This is a genomic window from Pseudomonas sp. TWR1-1-3 (assembly GCF_049896805.1).
GTDB classification, from domain to species: domain Bacteria; phylum Pseudomonadota; class Gammaproteobacteria; order Pseudomonadales; family Pseudomonadaceae; genus Aquipseudomonas; species Aquipseudomonas bubulae.
On record NZ_JAFCUZ010000006.1, the window covers coordinates 115,015 to 134,835 of the forward strand.

General features: G+C 60.6%; 15 protein-coding genes and 1 pseudogene. 11 read left to right on the forward strand and 5 right to left on the reverse strand.

Features of this window, described 5'->3' with window-relative positions:
• Positions 1-6 precede the first annotated feature (6 nt).
• The 4 genes from ACP7BE_RS21555 to ACP7BE_RS21570 all read right to left on the reverse strand — a co-directional run bounded on the left by ACP7BE_RS21555 (position 7) and on the right by ACP7BE_RS21570 (position 3,817).
• Entirely contained in the window at positions 7-795 is a 789-nt protein-coding gene (locus tag ACP7BE_RS21555) for an ABC transporter permease (RefSeq protein ID WP_095002506.1), read from the reverse strand.
• Positions 792-1,694, reverse strand: coding sequence for an ABC transporter permease (locus ACP7BE_RS21560; protein ID WP_095002505.1), 903 nt, complete (start codon positions 1,692-1,694; stop codon positions 792-794). The genes ACP7BE_RS21555 and ACP7BE_RS21560 overlap by 4 nt, the downstream gene beginning before the upstream one ends.
• A gap of 80 nt (positions 1,695-1,774) precedes the next feature.
• Complete coding sequence (locus ACP7BE_RS21565; protein WP_095002504.1) at positions 1,775-2,869, reverse strand: ABC transporter substrate-binding protein; 1,095 nt, start codon at positions 2,867-2,869, stop codon at positions 1,775-1,777.
• A 36-nt stretch (positions 2,870-2,905) separates the two neighbouring features.
• On the reverse strand, positions 2,906-3,817 hold the full coding sequence (locus tag ACP7BE_RS21570; RefSeq protein WP_095002503.1) for a TauD/TfdA dioxygenase family protein: 912 nt from the start codon (positions 3,815-3,817) through the stop codon (positions 2,906-2,908).
• A 505-nt stretch (positions 3,818-4,322) separates the two neighbouring features.
• Here ACP7BE_RS21570 and ACP7BE_RS21575 point away from each other — a divergent pair.
• The 11 genes and pseudogenes from ACP7BE_RS21575 to ACP7BE_RS21625 all read left to right on the forward strand — a co-directional run bounded on the left by ACP7BE_RS21575 (position 4,323) and on the right by ACP7BE_RS21625 (position 18,148).
• Complete coding sequence (locus ACP7BE_RS21575; protein ID WP_095002587.1) at positions 4,323-4,562, forward strand: type II toxin-antitoxin system RelB/DinJ family antitoxin; 240 nt, start codon at positions 4,323-4,325, stop codon at positions 4,560-4,562.
• A pseudogene (locus ACP7BE_RS21580) lies at positions 4,552-4,838 on the forward strand (type II toxin-antitoxin system RelE family toxin). Before ACP7BE_RS21575 ends, ACP7BE_RS21580 begins: the two are co-directional and overlap by 11 nt.
• Positions 4,839-4,961: 123 nt before the next feature.
• Positions 4,962-6,173, forward strand: a complete 1,212-nt coding sequence (locus ACP7BE_RS21585; RefSeq protein ID WP_426107194.1) for a CmpA/NrtA family ABC transporter substrate-binding protein — start codon at positions 4,962-4,964, stop codon at positions 6,171-6,173.
• Positions 6,174-6,187: 14 nt separating this feature from the next.
• Positions 6,188-6,763, forward strand: coding sequence for an ANTAR domain-containing response regulator (locus ACP7BE_RS21590; protein ID WP_019827366.1), 576 nt, complete (start codon positions 6,188-6,190; stop codon positions 6,761-6,763).
• Between the two features lie 226 nt (positions 6,764-6,989).
• Positions 6,990-8,201, forward strand: coding sequence for a nitrate/nitrite transporter (locus ACP7BE_RS21595; protein ID WP_426107197.1), 1,212 nt, complete (start codon positions 6,990-6,992; stop codon positions 8,199-8,201).
• 7 nt (positions 8,202-8,208) lie between these two features.
• Positions 8,209-9,879, forward strand: a complete 1,671-nt coding sequence (locus tag ACP7BE_RS21600) for a protein kinase domain-containing protein (protein ID WP_426107199.1) — start codon at positions 8,209-8,211, stop codon at positions 9,877-9,879.
• Positions 9,880-10,196: 317 nt separating this feature from the next.
• Entirely contained in the window at positions 10,197-12,650 is a 2,454-nt protein-coding gene (nirB, locus tag ACP7BE_RS21605; RefSeq protein WP_426107201.1) for a nitrite reductase large subunit NirB, read from the forward strand.
• A complete protein-coding gene (nirD, locus tag ACP7BE_RS21610) occupies positions 12,647-12,964 on the forward strand; it encodes a nitrite reductase small subunit NirD (RefSeq protein WP_095002498.1) in 318 nt (105 codons plus the stop codon). The genes nirB and nirD overlap by 4 nt, the downstream gene beginning before the upstream one ends.
• On the forward strand, positions 12,964-15,681 hold the full coding sequence (locus tag ACP7BE_RS21615; protein WP_426107203.1) for a molybdopterin-dependent oxidoreductase: 2,718 nt from the start codon (positions 12,964-12,966) through the stop codon (positions 15,679-15,681). The genes nirD and ACP7BE_RS21615 overlap by 1 nt, the downstream gene beginning before the upstream one ends.
• 10 nt (positions 15,682-15,691) lie before the next feature.
• Positions 15,692-16,468 carry a uroporphyrinogen-III C-methyltransferase gene (cobA, locus tag ACP7BE_RS21620; protein WP_095002496.1) on the forward strand — a complete coding sequence of 259 codons (777 nt, stop codon included), beginning with the start codon at positions 15,692-15,694 and terminating at the stop codon, positions 16,466-16,468.
• 279 nt (positions 16,469-16,747) lie between these two features.
• Positions 16,748-18,148, forward strand: coding sequence for a purple acid phosphatase family protein (locus ACP7BE_RS21625; protein WP_176465004.1), 1,401 nt, complete (start codon positions 16,748-16,750; stop codon positions 18,146-18,148).
• A gap of 115 nt (positions 18,149-18,263) precedes the next feature.
• On the opposite strand, the gene garD is transcribed toward ACP7BE_RS21625, so the two are convergent.
• Positions 18,264-19,817 carry a galactarate dehydratase gene (gene garD / locus ACP7BE_RS21630; RefSeq protein ID WP_426107206.1) on the reverse strand — a complete coding sequence of 518 codons (1,554 nt, stop codon included), beginning with the start codon at positions 19,815-19,817 and terminating at the stop codon, positions 18,264-18,266.
• Positions 19,818-19,821 lie beyond the last annotated feature (4 nt).

The following is a 19,821-nucleotide window of genomic DNA, read 5'->3' on the forward strand; positions in this document are numbered from 1 at the left end:
TGCCGATCAACGCGGTTCAATGCCGTACAGGCGTTGCATGCGTCGCTCAAAAATTCGGGCCAGGGCATTGAGGCTCCAGCCCACCAGGCCGATGACCACCATGCCGAACAGCACCAGGTCCATCATGAAATGCTCGCTGCCATCGATCAGCGTGTTGCCGATGCCCTCCCCCGACACCAGCAGATATTCGGCGCCGATGGTCGCCAGCCACGAGTACACCAGCGCCAGATACAGCCCGGTGAAAATCGAGGGCAAGGCGGCGGGCAACATGACTCCGACGATGGTCTGCCAACGGCTGAAGCGGTAGACCCGCGCCACTTCCAGCAGGTTGGGCGGCACATTGCGCAGGCCGTCGCAGGTATTGACCACCACCGGCACCAGGGCCGCCAGTGACAAAAACACCACCTTGGCCACATCGCCCAGGCCGAACCACACCGAGATCAGCGGGATCCAGGCGAACAGCGAAATCTGTTTGAAGGTGTTGAAGCTCGGGCCTACCAAACGCTCGAAATAGTGCGACAGGCCCAGCAGGCAACCCAGCACCAGGCCCAGGGTGGTGCCGATAAAAAAGCCGCTCAGGTTGCGCGTCAGGCTGGCGCTGATGGCCCGCCAGAACTTGCCCGAAGCGATCTGGTCCCAGGCCGTGGCCGCCACTTTCTCCGGTGAAACCAGCAGCCCGGACTGGCTCCAGCCCATATGCGAAGCCAGCCACCACAGGGCGACGGCACTGATCGGCAACACCCAGCCGCGATAGCGACGGCTGCTGCCATGACTGATAGCCAATGCGCTGCTCATGACAGGCGCCCCGCTACCGGTGCGCGGCCACGATTAAGGCGGCGCTCGGCATAATCAAAACCACGGTCGATCACCAGGCCGATCGCCCCGACCACCACCACGGCGGCCATCACCAGATCCAGCTGGAACAGTTGGCGACCATAGACAATCAGGTAACCCAGCCCTTCGCTCGACGCCACCAGCTCAACCACTACCAGCGACAGCCAGGCCTTGGTGAAGCCCAGGCGCAGGCCGGTAAACAGGGTCGGGATAGCCGCCGGCAACACGATAAACACCACACTTTGCCAGCGGCTGAAACCATAGGCCCGCCCTGCTTCCAGCAAGCCCTTGGGCGCCTGGTGGAAAGCCTGCAAGGTGCACAGGGTGATCGGCACCATCGCCGCCTTGGCAATCAGCACGTACTTGAGCGGCTCGCCGATGCCGAACAGCAACAAGGCAAACGGCAACCAGCCCAAGACCGGGATTTGCACAATGGCATTGAAGGTGGGCAGCAGATAATCCTCGACGGTTTTCGACAACCCCATCGCCAGCCCCAGCGCCACACCGATAGCGCCCCCCAGGGCAAACCCGACGACTACCCGCTGCAGGCTGGCGGCAGCATTTATCCACAGGTCGCCAGAAGCAAAGAGATCCGACAGGGTTTCGTAAACATAGGCTGGTGGCGGCAAGACCTGCTCTGACAGCCAGCCCTGCTCAACCCCCAGATACCACAGGCCCAGCAGGGTCAGCGGCAAGAGCCAGGGCAAGCTCCGGTCACCCAGGGTCGTGGCCCAGGCCGAGGTGCGCGGCACTTCGACCTTGCGTACCGGGCGTGCCGGGGCCGGTGGCAAACGCTTGACGTTGCCCTTGGGTAGCGCCGGTGCGTACTGCTGCGGTATGACGGTCTGTGCCCTGGCCATATGCCTGGCTCCTTTGTTGCTACTACAAAAAACAGAGTCCCTGTGGGCTCCCACAGGGGTATCCCCATAAGGGTATGCAGTTACTTGCCCGCTACCGCATTGCCGGCGGGCTGTTTGCCATCCACGCCATAGGCCGTCCAGAAGCTCTCCAGGCCCTTGGCTTTCAACGCGGTCTGCAAATAGTTCGGCTCAAACCAGCCTTCGATACTCACCGGGCGGCGGATCAGCTTTTCGTCCTTGGCCTGCTCTGCCACTGCCTGGTAGCGACTCACCAGAAAGGTGTCGATCAGCGGCGAATTCCGGTCTCGCAAACTCACCCCGGTAAAGTCGGCGCGCAGTGAGTCCACCGGGTCATTGCTCTTGGCCCACTCGCTGAACACCTCATCACGATGGCTGTCTTCGGACGCCCATTTCGCCGCATCCACCAGGGTATCGACGACTTTTTGCACATTGCCCGGGTGCTCTTTTTCATAGGCACCGCGCACCACCAAGGCGGTCTGACGGGTGTAGCGCACATCCTGGGCAGGGTTGTCGTAAACGATGTCGATCAGGCCCTTGTCACGCAGCTTGAACAGCTCACGACCACCGAAGGCCGCATCCACGCCATTGGAAACCAGGGCTGCCTGGGTACTGCCGGCATCGAGGTTGATCACCTTGATATCGCGCTCGCTCATGCCGTGCGCTGCCAGCAGGTTGATCGACACCAGATGACCGTTGGTGCCGCGAAACACCGCGACCTTCTTGCCTTTGAGGTCTTCGATGGTCTTGATGTCAGAGCCCTTTGGCACCGCCAGATACAGGTTGGCCCGCACCCCCAGTGCTGCCAGCAGTTTGGTGTCCAGCCCGTTGGAGCGCCCGACCACCGCCGGCAGATCACCCTGATAGGCGAAGTCCAGCTGCTGGTTGGACAACGCTTCGTTGACCGCAGGGCCAGCGCCTTTGAAGAAGAACCACTGCACCTCGGTGCCGGTACCGGCGAAGGCTTTTTCCAGCAGTTGCTGGTTGCGCACGATGCCCAGCGGCGAGCCACTGAACGTGACCGGATCACCGCCACCGGCGCTCGCCACACCGACGCGCAACACATCGGCCTCGGCCAGCGGAACAGCCATGACCGCCGCCAGCACGGCGGCAATGCGGGTCTTGCGCAACAGGGCATTTACTTTGAATGTGGCCATGGGCAGGTCTTCCTTGAAGCAATAAGGCGCGGCCCGTCAGGCGGCGAGGTGTTTTTTGTCGGCTTCGGTTTTCGGCGAGCGGGTGTCCGGGGTCGGCTTGAGCGCCTGGCTCAGGCGGCCGTCGACACCCACCGGCACATCGCCGTCGATGGTGGTGCGACGTACGATGCGCGGGGCATCGCCGTAGTCGTTGATCGCAATATGCTGGGTGGCGCGGTTATCCCAGATCACCACATCACCTTCCTGCCAGCGCCAGCGCACGGTGTTGTCGACATGGGTAATGCGGTCATGGAACAGGCGAATCAGTTGCTTGGAATCGTTGCTGCTCACACCCTGAATATCTTTGACAAAGTGGCCCAGCAACAAACTTCTTTCGCCCGATTCCGGGTGAACGCGAACCAGCGGATGTTCAGTTTCATAAACTTCGGCAGTGAACTGTTCGCGATAGCGCTTGAGACCGGACTCATCGGTACCGCGAGGCGTCGCATAGTCATAAACATTGGTGTGCAGGGCGCGCAAGTTGTCCGCAAGTTGCTTTAATGGCTCGGGTAAATCGTTATAAGCCGAGGCGGTATTGGCCCACACCGTGTCGCCGCCATAGGGTGGAATGACCACACCGCGCAAGATGGAGATTTTCGGGTAATTGGCCACAAAGGTCACATCGGTATGCCAGGAGTTGGCGCGGGTTTCCTTGGCGTCCAGGTGCAGGATGGCGGAACTTTGCTCGGCAGAGCGCACGGTCGGGTGGGGCACCTGATCACCGAAGCGGCGGGAAAATGCTTCGTGCTCGGCGTCGCTTAAATGCTGGTCGCGAAAGAACAGGACTTTATATTTCAACAAGGCCTGATGAATAAACTCGAATGTTTCGCCACTGATATCACCGCCCAGTTTTACGCCTTCAAGTTGTGCACCAATTCGACCCGCTACGGGTTTTACTTGAATAGTCATCGCCCCACTCCTGCTTCACGAGTTGTTGTGAACAGATCATAAAGGCATAAAAACTCGGTCAGCCAATCACTTTTTAGTCTAACGATAGATGAGCAGTTTTATAGAACATGTCCGGGTTTAGCGGTGTTAAATGGTTATAAACTTTTCAGTTGTAAGTTAATAACCCTTTCAATTATTCACCTGTTTGCCTGGCTCGCGCATAACCGCTTTACGACGCGGCAACCGGCCATTGAGCAGCGGTGGAGCGAGACTCTTCCCCGATTTGGACAGGCGAAAGCGAGCGGGATTACGCTCGGATGTTTCACGGGAATGAAAGCGAATCGTCGTACGAATCACCTGATTATCTCTAGCTAGGCTCACAGAACTGACCACCCTTCTTTGGTTTGGTGGCTTAAATTCAGGAGCGCATATGAACAACGCAGAACACTTAAACGCCCAATGGCACTTGCAAAAGAAACGGGCAGAGGTCAGCGTAATGACAAACGTCATTACACGAGTCAAAGCCATGGCCTCCATCAACATTCGCATTGACGATGAACTCAAAGCCCGCGCTTACCAGGAACTTGAGCGCCTGGGTGTCACCCCCTCTGAACTGGTCCGCCAGGCATTTCAGTACGTAGCCGAACGCGGCCAACTGCCCTTTCGCCCCATGCTGGTAACCGAAGAAGACGAAGCCCTCATCAACACTGTGCGCGAACGCCTGGCTGCACCGCAAAGGGTCAAGGTAACACTGGATGACCTTTGATCTTGAGTTTGACCAGCGCGCACTCAAGGAATGGCACAAGCTCGCAGACCGGTCATGCAGCAACTCAAGAGCAAACTGTCAGAGGTGTTGCTCAACCCCCGCGTTGAAGCCAACCGGCTGCGCAAGCTGCCCGATTGCTACAAAATCAAGTTACGCAGCGCGGGTTACCGACTGATCTATCAGGTCATTGATCAAGAGGTTGTGGTGTTCGTCGTCGCCGTTGACAAGCGCGAACACGAGACCGCGTATAGCAAGGCGCAAGACCGCTTGAAGTAAGCCACCCCATTAAAGGCAAGCGCAAATCCAAAGCCCTGTAAAATCCAGGTTTTCAACTGGGTCAACACCTCTGGCATATGCCTTGCACCCTCGCAGTATGCTTTTGCCAAGGTGCTGCCTCCCATGAACGAATCACTCGCCGGCCCTCTGGCCTGGGTCAACGGCAGCGATGCCCCGGAAAAAACCGAAATCAATCTCGGTTTTATGGCCCTAAGCGACTGTGCCTCGGTGGTGGTGGCCGCCACTCAAGGGTTCGCCCAGCCCTTCGGGCTGACGCTGAACCTCAAGCGCCAGTCGTCCTGGGCCAGCCTGCGGGACAATCTGGTCAACGGCCAGCTCGACGCCGCCCACAGCCTCTACGGGCTGATCTACGCCGTGCACCTGGGCATTGGCGGCGTGGCGGCCACCGACATGAGCGTACTCATGGGGCTTAACCAAAACGGCCAGAGCCTCAACCTCTCCCACGGTTTGCAGGCCCTGGGCGTGACCCGTCCTGAGGCGCTGCAACAACACGTGCACCAAAGTCGATCGAAACTGACCTTCGCCCAGACTTTTCCCACGGGCACTCATGCCATGTGGCTGTATTACTGGCTGGCGAGTCAGGGCATTCATCCGCTGCTAGACGTCAACAGCGTAGTGGTACCACCGCAACAGATGGTTGCGCACTTGCTGGCAGGTCGCATTGACGGCTTTTGCGTCGGCGAGCCTTGGGCCGACAGCGCGGTTAAACAAAATATGGGGTTCACCCTCACCACTACTCAGGCCCTGTGGCCCGACCACCCGGAGAAGGTCCTCGGCTGCACCCGCGCGTTTGTCGAGCAATACCCCAATACCGCCCGGGCGCTGGTGATGGCGATCCTGGAAGCCAGCCGCTTTATCGAGCAGAACGACGAAAACCGGCGCAGTACCGCACAATTGCTGAGCGCCCCCGAGTACCTGAATGCACCCGTAGAGTGCATCGCGCCGCGCCTGCTCGGCGACTACAACGACGGCCTGGGCAAGCACTGGCAAGACCCGCACGCCCTGCGTTTTTATGGTGACGGCGAGGTCAACCTGCCGTACCTGTCCGATGGCATGTGGTTTATGACCCAGTTCCGCCGCTGGGGCTTGCTGCGCGAAGACCCGGACTACCTCGGTGTTGCCCGTCAGGTTCAGCAATTGGCCCTGTACCGCGACGCGGCCAACGCCGTTAAGGTGCCGGCAGGTGCCGCAAACATGCGCAGCAGCCAGTTGCTCGATGGCAAGGTGTGGGACGGCTCGGATCCCGCAGGCTATGCCCGAAGCTTTGCGCTGCATGCCATGAGCACCCGCGCTCCTCTTGCTGCCCGTCGTTGACCGGAGCCACCCCCATGCTGCGTATCTTGCTGATCAACGACACGGCGAAAAAAGTCGGCCGCCTGAAAGCCGCGCTGAGTGAAGCCGGATTTGAGGTAATCGATGAATCGGGCCTGACCATCGACCTGCCTGCTCGCGTCGAAACGGTGCGCCCGGACGTGATCCTGATCGATACCGAGTCGCCAAGCCGCGATGTGATGGAGCAAGTGGTGTTGGTGTCTAGGGACCAACCACGACCGATTGTCATGTTCACCGACGAGCACGACCCCGGCGTGATGCGTCAGGCGATCAAGTCAGGGGTTAGCGCCTACATTGTCGAAGGCATTCACGCACAGCGCTTGCAGCCAATTCTCGATGTGGCCATGGCTCGCTTCGAGAGCGACCAGGCCCTGCGCGCCCAACTGCATGCCCGCGACCAGCAACTGGCCGAGCGCAAGCGCATCGAACTGGCCAAGGGTCTGCTGATGAAGATGAAAAGCTGCAACGAAGAAGAGGCCTACACCCTGATGCGCCGCCAGGCCATGAGCCGCCAACAAAAACTGATACAGGTGGCGGAACAGATCATAGCCATGAGTGAGCTTCTGGGTTGACCCATGATCCTCCTCAATTGGCACAGTTTTCGCTAAGCAATCCTTACCGGTAACCAACGGCGGTTGCCCCATCTACGACAGAGACGTCGCTCCCCTGATTCGCCCATGGCGGATCAGGCAGCGGCGTTTTTTCGTTTTGGCCCCAGCGACCGGGGCCGGTGGTGCGGCCGTTACGGCGCTCCATCGCAACTCTTCTTCTAAAAACGATCAACCGTTGAGGTGCGCGATGAATTCAAGCTTCTGGAAGTCCGGCCATACTCCAACCCTGTTCGCGGCGTTTCTGTATTTCGACCTGAGTTTTATGGTCTGGTATCTGCTCGGCCCACTGGCCGTGCAAATCGCCACCGACCTGCACCTGACCACGCAACAGCGTGGGCTGGTGGTGGCCACGCCGATCCTCGCGGGGGCCGTGCTGCGCTTTGTGATGGGCCTGCTGGCTGATCGCCTGTCTCCCAAAACCGCCGGACTGATCGGTCAGGTCATTGTTATTGGTGCGCTGTTTGTGGCCTGGAAGCACGGTATTCACAGCTACGAGCAGGCTCTTTTGCTGGGACTGTTTCTGGGCATGGCTGGCGCCTCGTTTGCCGTTGCGTTGCCGCTGGCCTCGCAGTGGTATCCACCGCAACACCAGGGCAAGGCAATGGGCATCGCCGGTGCAGGCAACTCTGGCACGGTGTTCGCTGCGCTACTGGCCCCGGTGCTGGCAGCGGCCTATGGCTGGAGCAATGTGTTCGGCTTTGCCCTGATCCCGCTGGTGCTGTGCATTTTCGTGTTTGCCTGGTTGGCCAAAAACGCCCCGGAACGGCCCGTGGCCAAGTCCATGAGTGATTACTTCAAGGCCCTGGGCGACCGCGACAGTTGGTGGTTCATGTTTTTCTACAGCGTGACGTTCGGCGGCTTTATCGGCCTGGCCAGCGCACTGCCCGGCTATTTTAACGATCAATACGGACTAAGCCCGGTGACGGCGGGTTACTACACAGCCGCCTGTGTGTTTGGCGGTAGTTTGATGCGGCCGCTGGGCGGTGCGCTGGCGGATCGCTTCGGCGGTATTCGTACCCTGTTGGGGATGGACACCCTGGCGACCATCAGCATCGCCGCCGTGGGTTTCAACCTGCCAAGCTCCTATGCAGCACTGGCGCTTTTCGTCTGCACAATGCTGGGGTTGGGTGCAGGTAACGGGGCAGTTTTCCAATTGGTGCCTCAGCGCTTTCGTCGTGAAATTGGCGTTATGACGGGCTTGATCGGCATGGCAGGCGGCATCGGTGGTTTCGCCCTCGCAGCAGGCATGGGCGCGATTAAACAAAGCACCGGCAGCTATCAACTGGCCTTGTGGTTATTTGCCAGCCTTGGCGTACTGGCCTGGTTCGGCCTGCACGGGGTCAAGCGCCGCTGGAGAACAACCTGGGGCTCGGCTGCCGTGACCGCTGCCCGAGTGTGAGGCTGCGATGAGTCTGCAACTGAGTTTCGCCCACGCCAGCGCCATCGGCCCTCGCGCAGAGAATCAGGACGCACTGCGCGAAGTCACGCCTGTGCCCATGCTGGCGGCAAGCAAGGGGCATTTATTTGCCATTGCCGATGGCGTCAGCCAATGCGCCGATGGCGGCCTGGCCGCCCGTTCGACTTTGCAGGCACTGGCGCTGGACTACTACGCCACACCAGAAACCTGGAGCGTCGCCCAGGCACTGGAGCGTTTGCTGCTCGCGCAAAATAGCTGGCTGCGCGCCAATGGCGGCGGGCAACCGCTGCTGACCACGGTAAGTGCTGTGGTCATGCGCGGCAGGCGTTTTACGTTGGCCCATGTGGGTGATTGCCGGGTCTACCGCTGGCACGCCGGGGCCTTGCGACGCATCAGCGAAGATCACGTCTGGGACCAGCCGGGTATGCAGCATGTGCTCAAGCGGGCGCTGGGGCTGGATCAGTATCTGGTGGTGGATTTTCTGGACGGTGAACTGCAACAGGGCGAGACCTTTGTGCTGCTTAGTGACGGTATATGGTCGACCCTGGGCGATACCGCCATAGCCGCCCTGTTGCGTGATCTTCCCGACCTGCAAAGCGCCGCCAGCACGCTGGTGAATGCCGCGCATCGGGCAGGCAGTCAGGACAATGCCAGCGCTCTGCTGGTGAGGGTCGACGCCCTGGGGGAAAGCGCCATCGGCGACGCCCTGGCGCAACTGCAGCAATGGCCACTACCACCCGCGCTCAAACCGGGGCAACACTTTGAAAACTGGCAGGTCGAAAGCCATGTTGGCCAGAGCCAGCAATCACTGCTCTACCGGGTGCGGGATGCACAGCAACAGCCCTGGCTACTGAAAACCCTGCCGGCCCATCTGCACGACGATCACCTGGCAGGGCAAGCGCTGCTATCGGAAGAGTGGTTCCTCAAGCGCGTGGCGGGTCGTCATTTCCCCGAGGTGCACCCCGCCAGCCAGCGTCAGCATTTGTACTACGTGATGCGTGAATACCCAGGCACCACCCTGGAAAATCTCTATACCAAGCGCGGGCCTCTGCCCCTGGCACAATGGCTGGATCTGGCCGAGCGCCTGTTGCGAGCTGTGGGCCTGTTACACCGACGGCAGATTTTTCATCGCGATATCAAACCGCACAATCTGTTGCTGGGTGACGACGGTGAATTGCGCTTGCTGGACTTTGGGCTGGCCTACTGCCCCGGTCTGTCGGAGGATCTGCCATCAACGTTGCCCGGCACACCCAGTTATCTCTCCCCGGAAGCCTTTCGCGGCGAAAAACCCAGCCCCGGACAGGATCTCTACGCCGTGGGCGTGACGCTGTATTACCTGCTGACCGGGCATTACCCCTACGGAGAAATCGAAGCATTTCAGCGTCCGCGCTTTGGTTTGCCTGTCAGCGCCAGTCGTTATCGACCCGATCTGCCGGAGTGGATTGTCCATAACCTTGAGCGCGGGGTTGCCGCCGATCCGGCGCAACGCTTTGAAACGGCCGAAGAATGGCTGCTACAACTGGAGCAGGGTGAGCGCCAGAGCTTGAGCGTGCGCCCCCGGCCCTTGCTGGAGCGCGAGCCGTTGAAGGTATGGCGGACGGTGGCATCAGTGTCGTTGTTGATAAATCTGGTGCTGATATTTTTGCTGTCTCACCCATAAAGGTGTTCGCTACAGGGCAAGCGGCGCCCCAATAACGGGCGAGGCGCATTGCATCGGTGCACAAAAACACCCCGCGAATATCCAGACATCGTGTAAACACGGGCTCTTGTCAACTTGGCACAACCACTGCATTAGCTAATCCATCAAACATAAAACCCGGTCTTCAACGACGAATACCAGGTTTCCCGAGAGAACGGGACAAGGACAAAGGCGTCCTCGCTAGGCAACTAGCGGGACGCCTTTTTTTGTTTTTGCACAATGTGTCGAGCAAGGCCGCAATGCCCCCCAGAAGGCCGGCCTTGCTCGCGGAGAACCTGATGAAAAAACTCAAACTGGTGATGATCGGCAACGGCATGGCCGGGGTTCGCACCCTGGAAGAGTTGCTCAAACTGAGCAACGAGCTGTACGAGATTACGGTCTTCGGCGCCGAACCTCACGCCAACTACAACCGTATCCTGCTCTCGCCCGTTCTGGCCGGGGAACAGACCTTCGAGGAGATAGTGCTCAACGATCTGGACTGGTACCTGGACAACAACATCAAGCTGCTGCTCAACCGCAAGGTGGTGCAGATCGACCGGGCCAAGCGCCGGGTTATCGCCGAAGACGGTACCGAAGCCGAGTACGACCGTCTGCTGATTGCCACCGGCTCTACGCCCTTTATCCTGCCGATCCCCGGCAACACCCTGGACGGTGTGATCGGCTACCGCGATATTGCTGATACCCAGGCGATGATCGATACCGCCAAAACCCATAAACACGCGGTGGTCATTGGTGGCGGACTGCTGGGGCTGGAGGCAGCCAATGGCCTGATGCTGCGCGGCATGCATGTGACCGTGGTGCATATCGGCGAATGGCTGCTGGATCGCCAACTCGACCCGATCAGCGGCCAACTGCTGCAAAATGCTCTTGAAGCACGCGGCCTGCATTTTCGCCTGCGCGAACAGACCAATGCCCTGCACGATGCTGGCAATGGCCGGGTGGGCTCGGTGGAGTTCAAGAACGGCGAGATCATCCCTGCAGATCTGGTAGTGATGGCTGCCGGTATTCGGCCCAATACCGAGCTTGCCGAGCAGGCGGGCATCCCCTGCAATCGCGGCATTCTCGTCAACGACACCCTGCAAACCTACGACCCGCGCATTTACGCCATCGGCGAATGCGCCAGCCATCGCGGCATCGCTTACGGCCTGGTGGCGCCACTGTTCGAGCAGGCCAAGGTCTGCGCCAACCACCTCGCGCAACTGGGTTTTGCCCGCTATCAGGGCTCGGTCACGTCGACCAAACTGAAGGTCACCGGCATCGATCTGTTCTCGGCAGGCGACTTTATGGGCGGTGAAGGCACTGAAATCATCACCCTCAGCGACCCAATTGGCGGGGTCTACAAAAAGCTGGTGATCAAGGACGACATTCTGGTGGGTGCCTGCCTGTACGGCGACACCGCAGACGGCGGCTGGTACTTCCGGCAAATCCGTGAGAATCACGCCATCGGTGAGATCCGCGATCATTTGATGTTTGGTGAAAATGCCATAGGCGATGTCGGCCATCAGGGCCAGGACAAGGCCATGAGCATGGCCGACACCGCCGAAATCTGCGGTTGCAACGGCGTGTGCAAGGGCACCATCGTCAAGGCTATTCAAGAGCACGGGCTGTTCAGCGTTGATGAGGTCAAAAAGCACACCAAGGCGGCCAGCTCCTGCGGTTCATGCGCGGGGTTGGTGGAGCAGATTTTGATCAACACCGTGGGGGGCGCGGCGGACGTCAAACCCAAAAGCGAAAAAGCCATCTGCGGCTGCAGCGACCTGAACCACGGACAAATCCGCCGGGCCATTCGCGAGCAACATTTGCTGACCATCGCCGACACCCAGCGCTACCTGAACTGGCGCTCGCCCAACGGCTGCGCCACCTGCCGCCCGGCGCTCAACTACTACCTGATTTCGACCTGGCCGGGAGAGGCCCGCGATGATCCGCAATCACGCCTAATAAACGAAAGGGCCCACGCAAACATTCAAAAAGACGGCACCTATTCCGTCGTCCCGCGGATGTGGGGCGGTGTCACCAACCCGTCCGAGCTGAGGCGTATTGCCGATGTGGCCGACAAGTACAACGTGCCGATGGTCAAGGTTACCGGCGGGCAGCGCATCGATCTGCTGGGGATAAAAAAACACGACCTGCCGGGCGTGTGGAAGGATCTGGACATGCCCTCGGGGCATGCCTACGGCAAATCCATCCGCACGGTAAAGACCTGTGTGGGCAGCGAGTTCTGCCGCTTCGGCACGCAAAACTCGACGCAACTGGGCATCGAACTGGAACACGATCTGTTCAATATGTGGTCGCCGCACAAGGTGAAGTTGGCAGTGTCCGGTTGCCCGCGTAACTGTTCGGAAGCAGGCATCAAGGACGTAGGAATTATCGGCGTGGACTCCGGCTGGGAGATGTATATCGGCGGTAATGGCGGGATCAAAACCGAGGTTGCCGAGTTCTTCGTCAAGCTCAAAACGGCTGAAGAAGTACGCGAGTACAACGGTGCCTTTTTACAGTTGTATCGCGAAGAGGCCTTCTACCTCGAGCGCACCGTGCATTACCTGCAACGGGTCGGTATGGAGCACATCAAAAAGGCTGTGCTTGAAGACCCCGAACGGCGCAAGGCGCTCAATGATCGCCTGCAGTTTTCCCTGTCGTTTGAGCAAGACCCGTGGAAAGAGCGCCTGGTGCAGCCGTTGCTGAAAAAGGAGTTCGAGGTCATCCCCGTGAAAAATCTGGAGGTGCCGGCATGAACTGGCTCGATATCTGTTCACTTGAAGAAATCAACACCCTGGGCTCACGGATCATCAGCGGACCGAAGGGTGATATCGCGATTTTTCGCACAAGCGACGACGAAGTGTTCGCCCTCGACGACCGCTGCCCGCACAAGGGCGGCCCGTTGTCCCAGGGTTTGATCTACGGCAAGCGCGTCGCCTGCCCGCTGCACAACTGGCAGATCGATCTGCAAAGCGGCGAAGCCCAGGCTCCGGACATCGGTTGCGCCCACCACCATCAGGCGCGGGTCGAAAATGGCCGTGTGCAGTTGGCCCTGCGGGACGCAGGCTGATGAGCCGCCAGATCACCGCCTCCACCTGCTGCTACTGCGGGGTCGGCTGCGGCGTGCTGATCGAACATGATGGCGAGCGTATTCTCGGCGTCAGCGGCGATCCGGCGCATCCGGCCAACTTTGGCAAGCTGTGCAGCAAAGGCTCGACCCTGCACCTGACCGGCGACCTCAATGCCCGCGCGCTGTACCCGCAACTACGCCTGGGCAAGGCGCTGGCCCGTGGTCGCAGCGACTGGGACAGCGCCCTTGATCACGCGGCCAATGTGTTCGCCGCCACCATCGCCGAGCACGGCCCCGACAGCGTGGCGTTTTATATCTCGGGGCAGTTGCTGACCGAGGATTACTACGCCTTCAACAAACTGGCCCGGGCGCTGGTGGGCACCAACAATATCGACAGCAATTCGCGGCTGTGCATGTCCTCGGCCGTGGTCGGCTACAAACGAAGCCTGGGCGCCGATGCGCCGCCTTGCAGCTATGAAGACCTGGAGCTGAGCGATTGCGTGATGATCGTCGGCAGCAATATGGCTTACGCACATCCGGTACTGTTTCGCCGCCTGGAGGAGGCAAAAGCCCGACGTCCGCAGATGAAAGTCATCGTTATCGACCCGCGGCGTACCGATACCTGCGATCTGGCTGACCTGCATCTGGCAATTTTACCGGGCACCGACGTCGCGTTGTTTCACGGGATTTTGCATGTATTGCTGTGGGAAGACTGGGTCGATCGGGACTTTATCCAGGCCCACACTCAGGGCCTGCCCGAGCTGAAAAGCCTGGTGCGCGATTACACCCCGCAGATGGTCTCGCAATTGTGCGGCATCAGCGTCGAGCAACTGCAGCAATGCGCCGAATGGGTGGGCACCTCGCCAAGTTTTTTATCGCTGTGGTGCATGGGCCTGAACCAGTCCACCGCCGGCAGCGCGAAAAACAGCGCCCTGATCAATCTGCATCTGGCCACCGGGCAAATCGGCCGCCCGGGTGCAGGACCGTTCTCCCTGACCGGTCAGCCCAATGCCATGGGCGGGCGCGAAACCGGTAGCCTGTCCAACTTGTTACCCGGCCATCGTGATGCGGCCAATGCCGAACACCGGGCCGAAGTCGCCGCTTACTGGGGGGTTGAGCAACTGCCGCAGAACACCGGCCTGAGCGCCATCGAACTCTTTGAGCAAATGGCCAGCGGCAAGGTCAAGGCCGTGTGGATCGCCTGCACCAACCCCGCGCAATCCATGCCGGACCAGACTGCCGTACGGGCGGCGTTGCAGGCCTGCCCGTTTGTGGTGCTGCAAGAGGCGTTTCACACCACCGAAACCGCGGCCTTCGCCGACCTGCTGTTGCCCGCGGCCAGTTGGGGAGAAAAGGACGGCACAGTGACAAACTCTGAGCGGCGTATTTCCCATGTACGCAAAGCCATTCCGGCACCGGGGGAAGCCCGTTCCGACTGGGCGATTACGGTGGATTTCGCACAGCGCCTGGAAAAACATCTGCGTCCCGAGCACAGCAGCCTGTTTGCATTTGAAACTGAAGCCCAGGTGTTCGACGAATACAAGCACCTGACCTCTGGCCGTGATCTGGACCTGTCGGGTATCAGCCATGCAGTGCTCGATGCCATCGGCCCGCAACAGTGGCCCTTCCCGACGGGGGCCCGTGAAGGCACTGCGCGGCTGTATCTGGACGGGGTATTCCCTACCGCCACCGGTCGTGCGCAGTTCGTGGCCGAGCCCTACCGCGCCGCCAAGGAGCAGCGCGACGCACGCTTCCCCCTCACGCTGATCACTGGTCGCCTGCGCGACCAATGGCACGGCATGAGCCGCACCGGCACGGCCGCGCAATTGTTCGGTCACGTCAGCGAAGCGGTGTTGAGCCTGCACCCGGACGAGTTGCGCCGTCATCGCCTGCAGCCCGGAGATCTGGTCAGCCTCAAGAGTCGGCGCGGCGCCGTGATTGTTCCAGTCAGCAGCGACGACAGCGTGCGCCCGGGGCAGGCGTTTTTGCCGATGCACTGGGGTGACCGCTTCCTCAAGGGCGGGGTCAACACCTTGACCGTGCCAGCGTTTGACCCGCTGTCCAAACAACCGGAACTCAAACACAGCGCCGTGCGCCTGGAACCGGCGCAATTACCTTGGCACCTTTTCGCCCTGATCGAGGGTGATGTTCAACATAACTTCGAGACACTGCGCCAGCTCTGCGAAACCTTTTCGTACGTCAGTTTCAGCCTGACTGGCCGCGAGCGCCCTGCGTTACTGATCCGTGCCGCCAGCGCCAGCGCACCCGATCCGCAACTGCTACGCGAGATTGATCAATGCCTGGGGCTCAACGAGGGGCCGGTACTGGCTTACGACGACCCACGCCGCGCCATTGGCAAGCGGGTGCGCATCGAGCACGGAAGCATCACTGCGATTCGTCTGGCGGGCGAAACCCTGGCACGGCACTGGCTGCAAAACCTGTGGCAGGAAGGCCGCGCCGACGAGCAATTGCGCCGCTGGCTGCTGGCGCCACTGAGCGCGCCACCGGGCAACGCCAACGCCCCGACCGCTGGCAACTCGATTGTGTGCAATTGCAAGAACGTCAGTCAGAGCGTGATTGAGGCTGGCATCGCCCAAGGGCTGGACTTGCAGGGACTGAAAAGATCGTTGGGCTGCGGGACGCAATGCGGCTCCTGTGTCCCGCAAATCAAGCGCTTGCTGACTGCCCAGGCGCAGCCGGTCGCCATTAACCCGTGAGGAAATCACAATGAGTGCAAAAGTCTGGCTGGTGGGCGCAGGGCCGGGTGATCCCGAACTGCTGACGCTCAAGGCCGTGCGCGCCCTGCGCGAAGCAGATGTCGTATTGATTGACGATCTGGTCAATGACGCGGTGCTGGAGCATTGCCCCGCTGCGCGGGTGATTTCGGTGGGCAAACGCGGGGGCTGTCGTTCGACTCCACAGGCGTTTATTCATCGCCTGATGCTGCGTTATGCCCGCCACGGCAAATGCGTGGTTCGACTCAAGGGCGGCGACCCATGCATTTTCGGCCGGGGCGGTGAAGAGGCACAGTGGTTGCGTGAACACGGGGTTGAGGTGGAACTGGTCAATGGCATCACGGCCGGCCTGGCTGGGGCGACGCAATGCGCTATCCCCCTGACCCTGCGCGGCGTGGCCCGTGGCGTGACGCTGGTGACGGCACACACCCAGGATGACAGCCAGGTGAACTGGCAGGCGCTGGCGCAAAGCGGCACCACGCTGGTGGTGTATATGGGGGTGGCAAAGTTGAGCGAGATCCGCGAACAATTGCTGGCGGGCGGCATGACGGCGGACATGCCGGTGGCCATGATCGAAAATGCCTCCCTGCCCCACCAGCGCGAATGCCGCAGCGACCTGACGGCGATGGAGAAAGATGCCCAGGCGTTTGAACTCAAGAGCCCGGCGATTCTGGTGATTGGTCGCGTGGCAGCATCCAGCGCGGCACAACCATCACGGGAGGAGAATGTGTGGGAGCCGGGCTTGCCCGCGATGCAGGCAACCCGCTAGTTCTGAAGGGAATTTTAACTGTGGGAGCGAGCCTGCTCGCGAACGACTTTCGCGAGCAGGCTCGCTCCCACAGGGAGGGTTGACCGGCAACAGAGTATCTACAGAAATGGCGCAGAAGGGGTGATCTCAAACGACCCCCTTCGCCTCAACGTTTACCCCGCTGCGGGCCACAAGCCACGCGCAAAGCGACTTGTGACTGAGCCAAATCGACCCCCGCCGTCATCCCGGTGTCATGGGGCTTTGTTTCCTTGACGGGCATTCAGCCCTCAAGGAGCCCCCATGATTCGCCCCACATTACTGGCCCTCGCGCTTTTTTCCGTGATCAACAGCGCTTGCGCCGCCCCCGACACGCCGCTGCCCCACTCCCCCGGCGCGCCTTATGCCGCCAGTGGCCTGGCCGACCGTATCGTGCTGACCCCCGGGGCCGATCCTGCCAGGGAAATGGCCGTTACATTCCGCACCGATACCCGCCAGCAGGCCAGCCAGCTGCAACTGGCTCCTGCCCTCGATGGCCCGCAACTGGCCAAGGCGGCGCATGAGGTCCAGGGCACAAGCATCAGCCTGGACAACGAGAACGGCGCGGCGTTGTTCCACCAGGTACGCCTGCACGACCTGCAGCCGGGCACGGCCTATGTGTACCGGGTCAAGGGCAGCGACGGCTGGAGTGAGTGGTTGCAGTTCCACACTGCGACCAAGAGTTTCAAGCCGTTCAACTTTATTTATATGGGCGATGTGCAGAACGACATTCTGTCACTGGCCTCGCGCAGCATTCGCCAGGCCTTGCAGAGCGTGGCCAACCCCGCGTTGATCGTGCATGCCGGGGACCTGGTGTCGCAACGCGAAGACCTGGTACACGACGATCAATGGGGCGAATGGAACCAGGCAGGTGGTTTCAATTACGGGATGATTCCCCAGCTAGTGGCCGCCGGCAACCACGAATACCTCGACGGCCTCAACCCCGACGGCAGCGAAACCCGCACTCTCGGGCCGCACTGGAGCCGCCAGTTCGCCCTGCCGCAAAACGGTGTTGATGGGCTCAAAGACACCACCTACTTTGTCGACTATCAGGGTGTGCGGTTTATCGTCCTTGATGGCACCTCGGCGCTCGATATGGGCACCCTTGATCAACAGACCCGCTGGCTTGAGCAGAGCCTGAAAACCAGCCCCGCACGCTGGAACATCGTGGTCACTCACCAGCCGGTCTACACCTGCGCCCGCCCCGAAGATACCGAGCCGTTGAAAACTGCCTGGAAGCCGCTGTTCGAGCGTTATGCGGTGGACCTGGTGTTGCAGGGCCATGATCACTGCTACAGCCGTGTCAGCAACGAGGCCGGGCGTGTTGCGTCCAAAGCCGCACAAGCCGGCGGCAAGATTCAGGGGCCGGTGTATATGGTCTCGGTGGCGGGTTCGAAGATGTATGGCCTCAATGACCGGGCCCGGCAGCAACCGGATCGCAGTGCTGAAGAAACCCAGCTGTACCAGACGGTCGACGTACAGGACTCAAGGCTGAAGGTGCGCAGCTACACCGCGGCTGGCAAGTTGTATGACGCCTTTGACCTGGAGCGCGACGGCAAAAATCGCAACCACTTGCGCGAGCCGGTGAAAAACCTGCCCGCCGAACGCGCCTGCACGCAAACGGCTGGCCCCGACGGCTTCGCCTGCAGCTCAAGGGCCAAGTAACCCGCTGCTACGGGAAAACTTCAACTGTGGGAGCGAGCCTGCTCGCGAACGACCTTCGCGAGCAGGCTCGCTCCCACTGGAAGGTATCTACAGGGTTCGGCGGCACCTCACTGCTCTAGGTGATCGGCGCCGGATTGAACAGGGTGATGTCGTTGTGCAATTTGTGCTGCTCGGCCCAGGTGTGCTGTTTGCCACTGGCCACGTCCAGGTAGTAATGGAACAGCTCCCAGCCCAGCTCTTCGATACTCGCGCGCCCGGTGGCGATGCGCCCGGCGTCGATATCGATCAGGTCCGGCCAGCGTCGGGCCAGCTCAGTACGGGTCGAGACTTTCACCACCGGTGCCATCGCCAACCCATAAGGCGTGCCGCGACCTGTGGTGAATACGTGCAGGTTCATACCGGCGGCCAGTTGCAAAGTACCGCAGACAAAATCGCTGGCAGGCGTGGCACAAAAAATCAGGCCCTTGCCCTTGACCCGTTCGCCGGGCCCCAGCACGCCATTGATCGCGCTGCTGCCGGACTTGACGATGGAGCCCAGGGACTTTTCGACAATATTCGACAACCCGCCTTTCTTGTTCCCCGGCGTGGTGTTGGCGCTGCGATCCGCCTCACCCTTGGCCAGGTAACGGTCGTACCAGTCCATTTCGCGCACCAGTTCTCGGGCGACGGTTTCGTTGGCAGCACGGGAAGTCAGCAGGTAGATGGCGTCGCGCACTTCGGTGACTTCGGAAAACAGCACCGTCGCCCCTGCCCGCAGCAGCAGGTCCGAGGCAAAGCCCAACGCCGGGTTGGCAGTGATGCCGGAGAACGCATCGCTGCCACCGCACTGCATACCCAAAATCAGCTCGGACGCAGGCACGGTTTCGCGGCGACGTTGATCGAGTTTTTCCAACCGCACTTCGGCCAGCGCCATGATCTGTTCGATCATTTCGGTAAAGCCGTGGCTGGAGTCCTGCAAGCGATACAACCACGGCTCGCTCAAGTCCACTGAGCTGTCGTTTTCGTGCATCACCTGGCCGGCCTGGAGCTTTTCGCAGCCCAGACTGATTACCAGCGCTTCGCCACCCAGGTTGGGGTTGCGCGCCAGGTTGCGCACGGTACGGATCGGGATATAGGCGTCGGTGGCGCTGATCGCCACACCGCAGCCGTAGCTGTGGGTCAGAGCCACCACATCATCGACATGCGGGTAACGGGGCAACAACTCGTCCTTGATACGCTTGACCGCATGGTCCAGCACGCCGGTCACACACTGCACGGTGGTGGTGATGCCGAGGATATTGCGCGTCCCGACCGTGCCATCGGCGTTGCGATAACCCTCGAAGGTGAAGCCCTCAAGTGGCATTTGCGGTGCGGGAACATCGGTGGCCAGTGGCAGGCTATCGAGCGGCGGTGCGGTGGGCATGCGCAGTTGGTCCTCATTGACCCAACTGCCCCGCGCAATGGCTTGCAGGGCATAGCCGATCACCTGACCGTAGCGGATCACCTCGCCACCTTCGGCAATAGCCGCCAGCGTGACCTTGTGGCTCTGGGGGACAAAATCCACCGTCACCAGCCCGTCGGCAAACACAGTACCCGCCGGTACGCCCTGGTCGTTGACCACCACCGCGACATTATCCCGCGGGTGCAGGCGGATCGAGCGCGGTGAGTCGGAATGTTCAATCAACGTCATGACG

Excerpts from the sequence above, each read along its gene's own strand:
- ACP7BE_RS21555 (WP_095002506.1), bottom strand. The coding sequence starts at position 795 with ATGAGCAGCGCATTGGCTATCAGTCATGGCAGCAGCCGTCGCTATCGC.
- ACP7BE_RS21560 (WP_095002505.1), bottom strand. The coding sequence starts at position 1,694 with ATGGCCAGGGCACAGACCGTCATACCGCAGCAGTACGCACCGGCGCTA.
- ACP7BE_RS21565 (WP_095002504.1), bottom strand. The coding sequence starts at position 2,869 with ATGGCCACATTCAAAGTAAATGCCCTGTTGCGCAAGACCCGCATTGCC.
- ACP7BE_RS21570 (WP_095002503.1), bottom strand. The coding sequence starts at position 3,817 with ATGACTATTCAAGTAAAACCCGTAGCGGGTCGAATTGGTGCACAACTT.
- ACP7BE_RS21575 (WP_095002587.1), top strand. The coding sequence starts at position 4,323 with ATGGCCTCCATCAACATTCGCATTGACGATGAACTCAAAGCCCGCGCT.
- ACP7BE_RS21585 (WP_426107194.1), top strand. The coding sequence starts at position 4,962 with ATGAACGAATCACTCGCCGGCCCTCTGGCCTGGGTCAACGGCAGCGAT.
- ACP7BE_RS21590 (WP_019827366.1), top strand. The coding sequence starts at position 6,188 with ATGCTGCGTATCTTGCTGATCAACGACACGGCGAAAAAAGTCGGCCGC.
- ACP7BE_RS21595 (WP_426107197.1), top strand. The coding sequence starts at position 6,990 with ATGAATTCAAGCTTCTGGAAGTCCGGCCATACTCCAACCCTGTTCGCG.
- ACP7BE_RS21600 (WP_426107199.1), top strand. The coding sequence starts at position 8,209 with ATGAGTCTGCAACTGAGTTTCGCCCACGCCAGCGCCATCGGCCCTCGC.
- nirB (WP_426107201.1), top strand. The coding sequence starts at position 10,197 with ATGAAAAAACTCAAACTGGTGATGATCGGCAACGGCATGGCCGGGGTT.
- nirD (WP_095002498.1), top strand. The coding sequence starts at position 12,647 with ATGAACTGGCTCGATATCTGTTCACTTGAAGAAATCAACACCCTGGGC.
- ACP7BE_RS21615 (WP_426107203.1), top strand. The coding sequence starts at position 12,964 with ATGAGCCGCCAGATCACCGCCTCCACCTGCTGCTACTGCGGGGTCGGC.
- cobA (WP_095002496.1), top strand. The coding sequence starts at position 15,692 with ATGAGTGCAAAAGTCTGGCTGGTGGGCGCAGGGCCGGGTGATCCCGAA.
- ACP7BE_RS21625 (WP_176465004.1), top strand. The coding sequence starts at position 16,748 with ATGATTCGCCCCACATTACTGGCCCTCGCGCTTTTTTCCGTGATCAAC.
- garD (WP_426107206.1), bottom strand. The coding sequence starts at position 19,817 with ATGACGTTGATTGAACATTCCGACTCACCGCGCTCGATCCGCCTGCAC.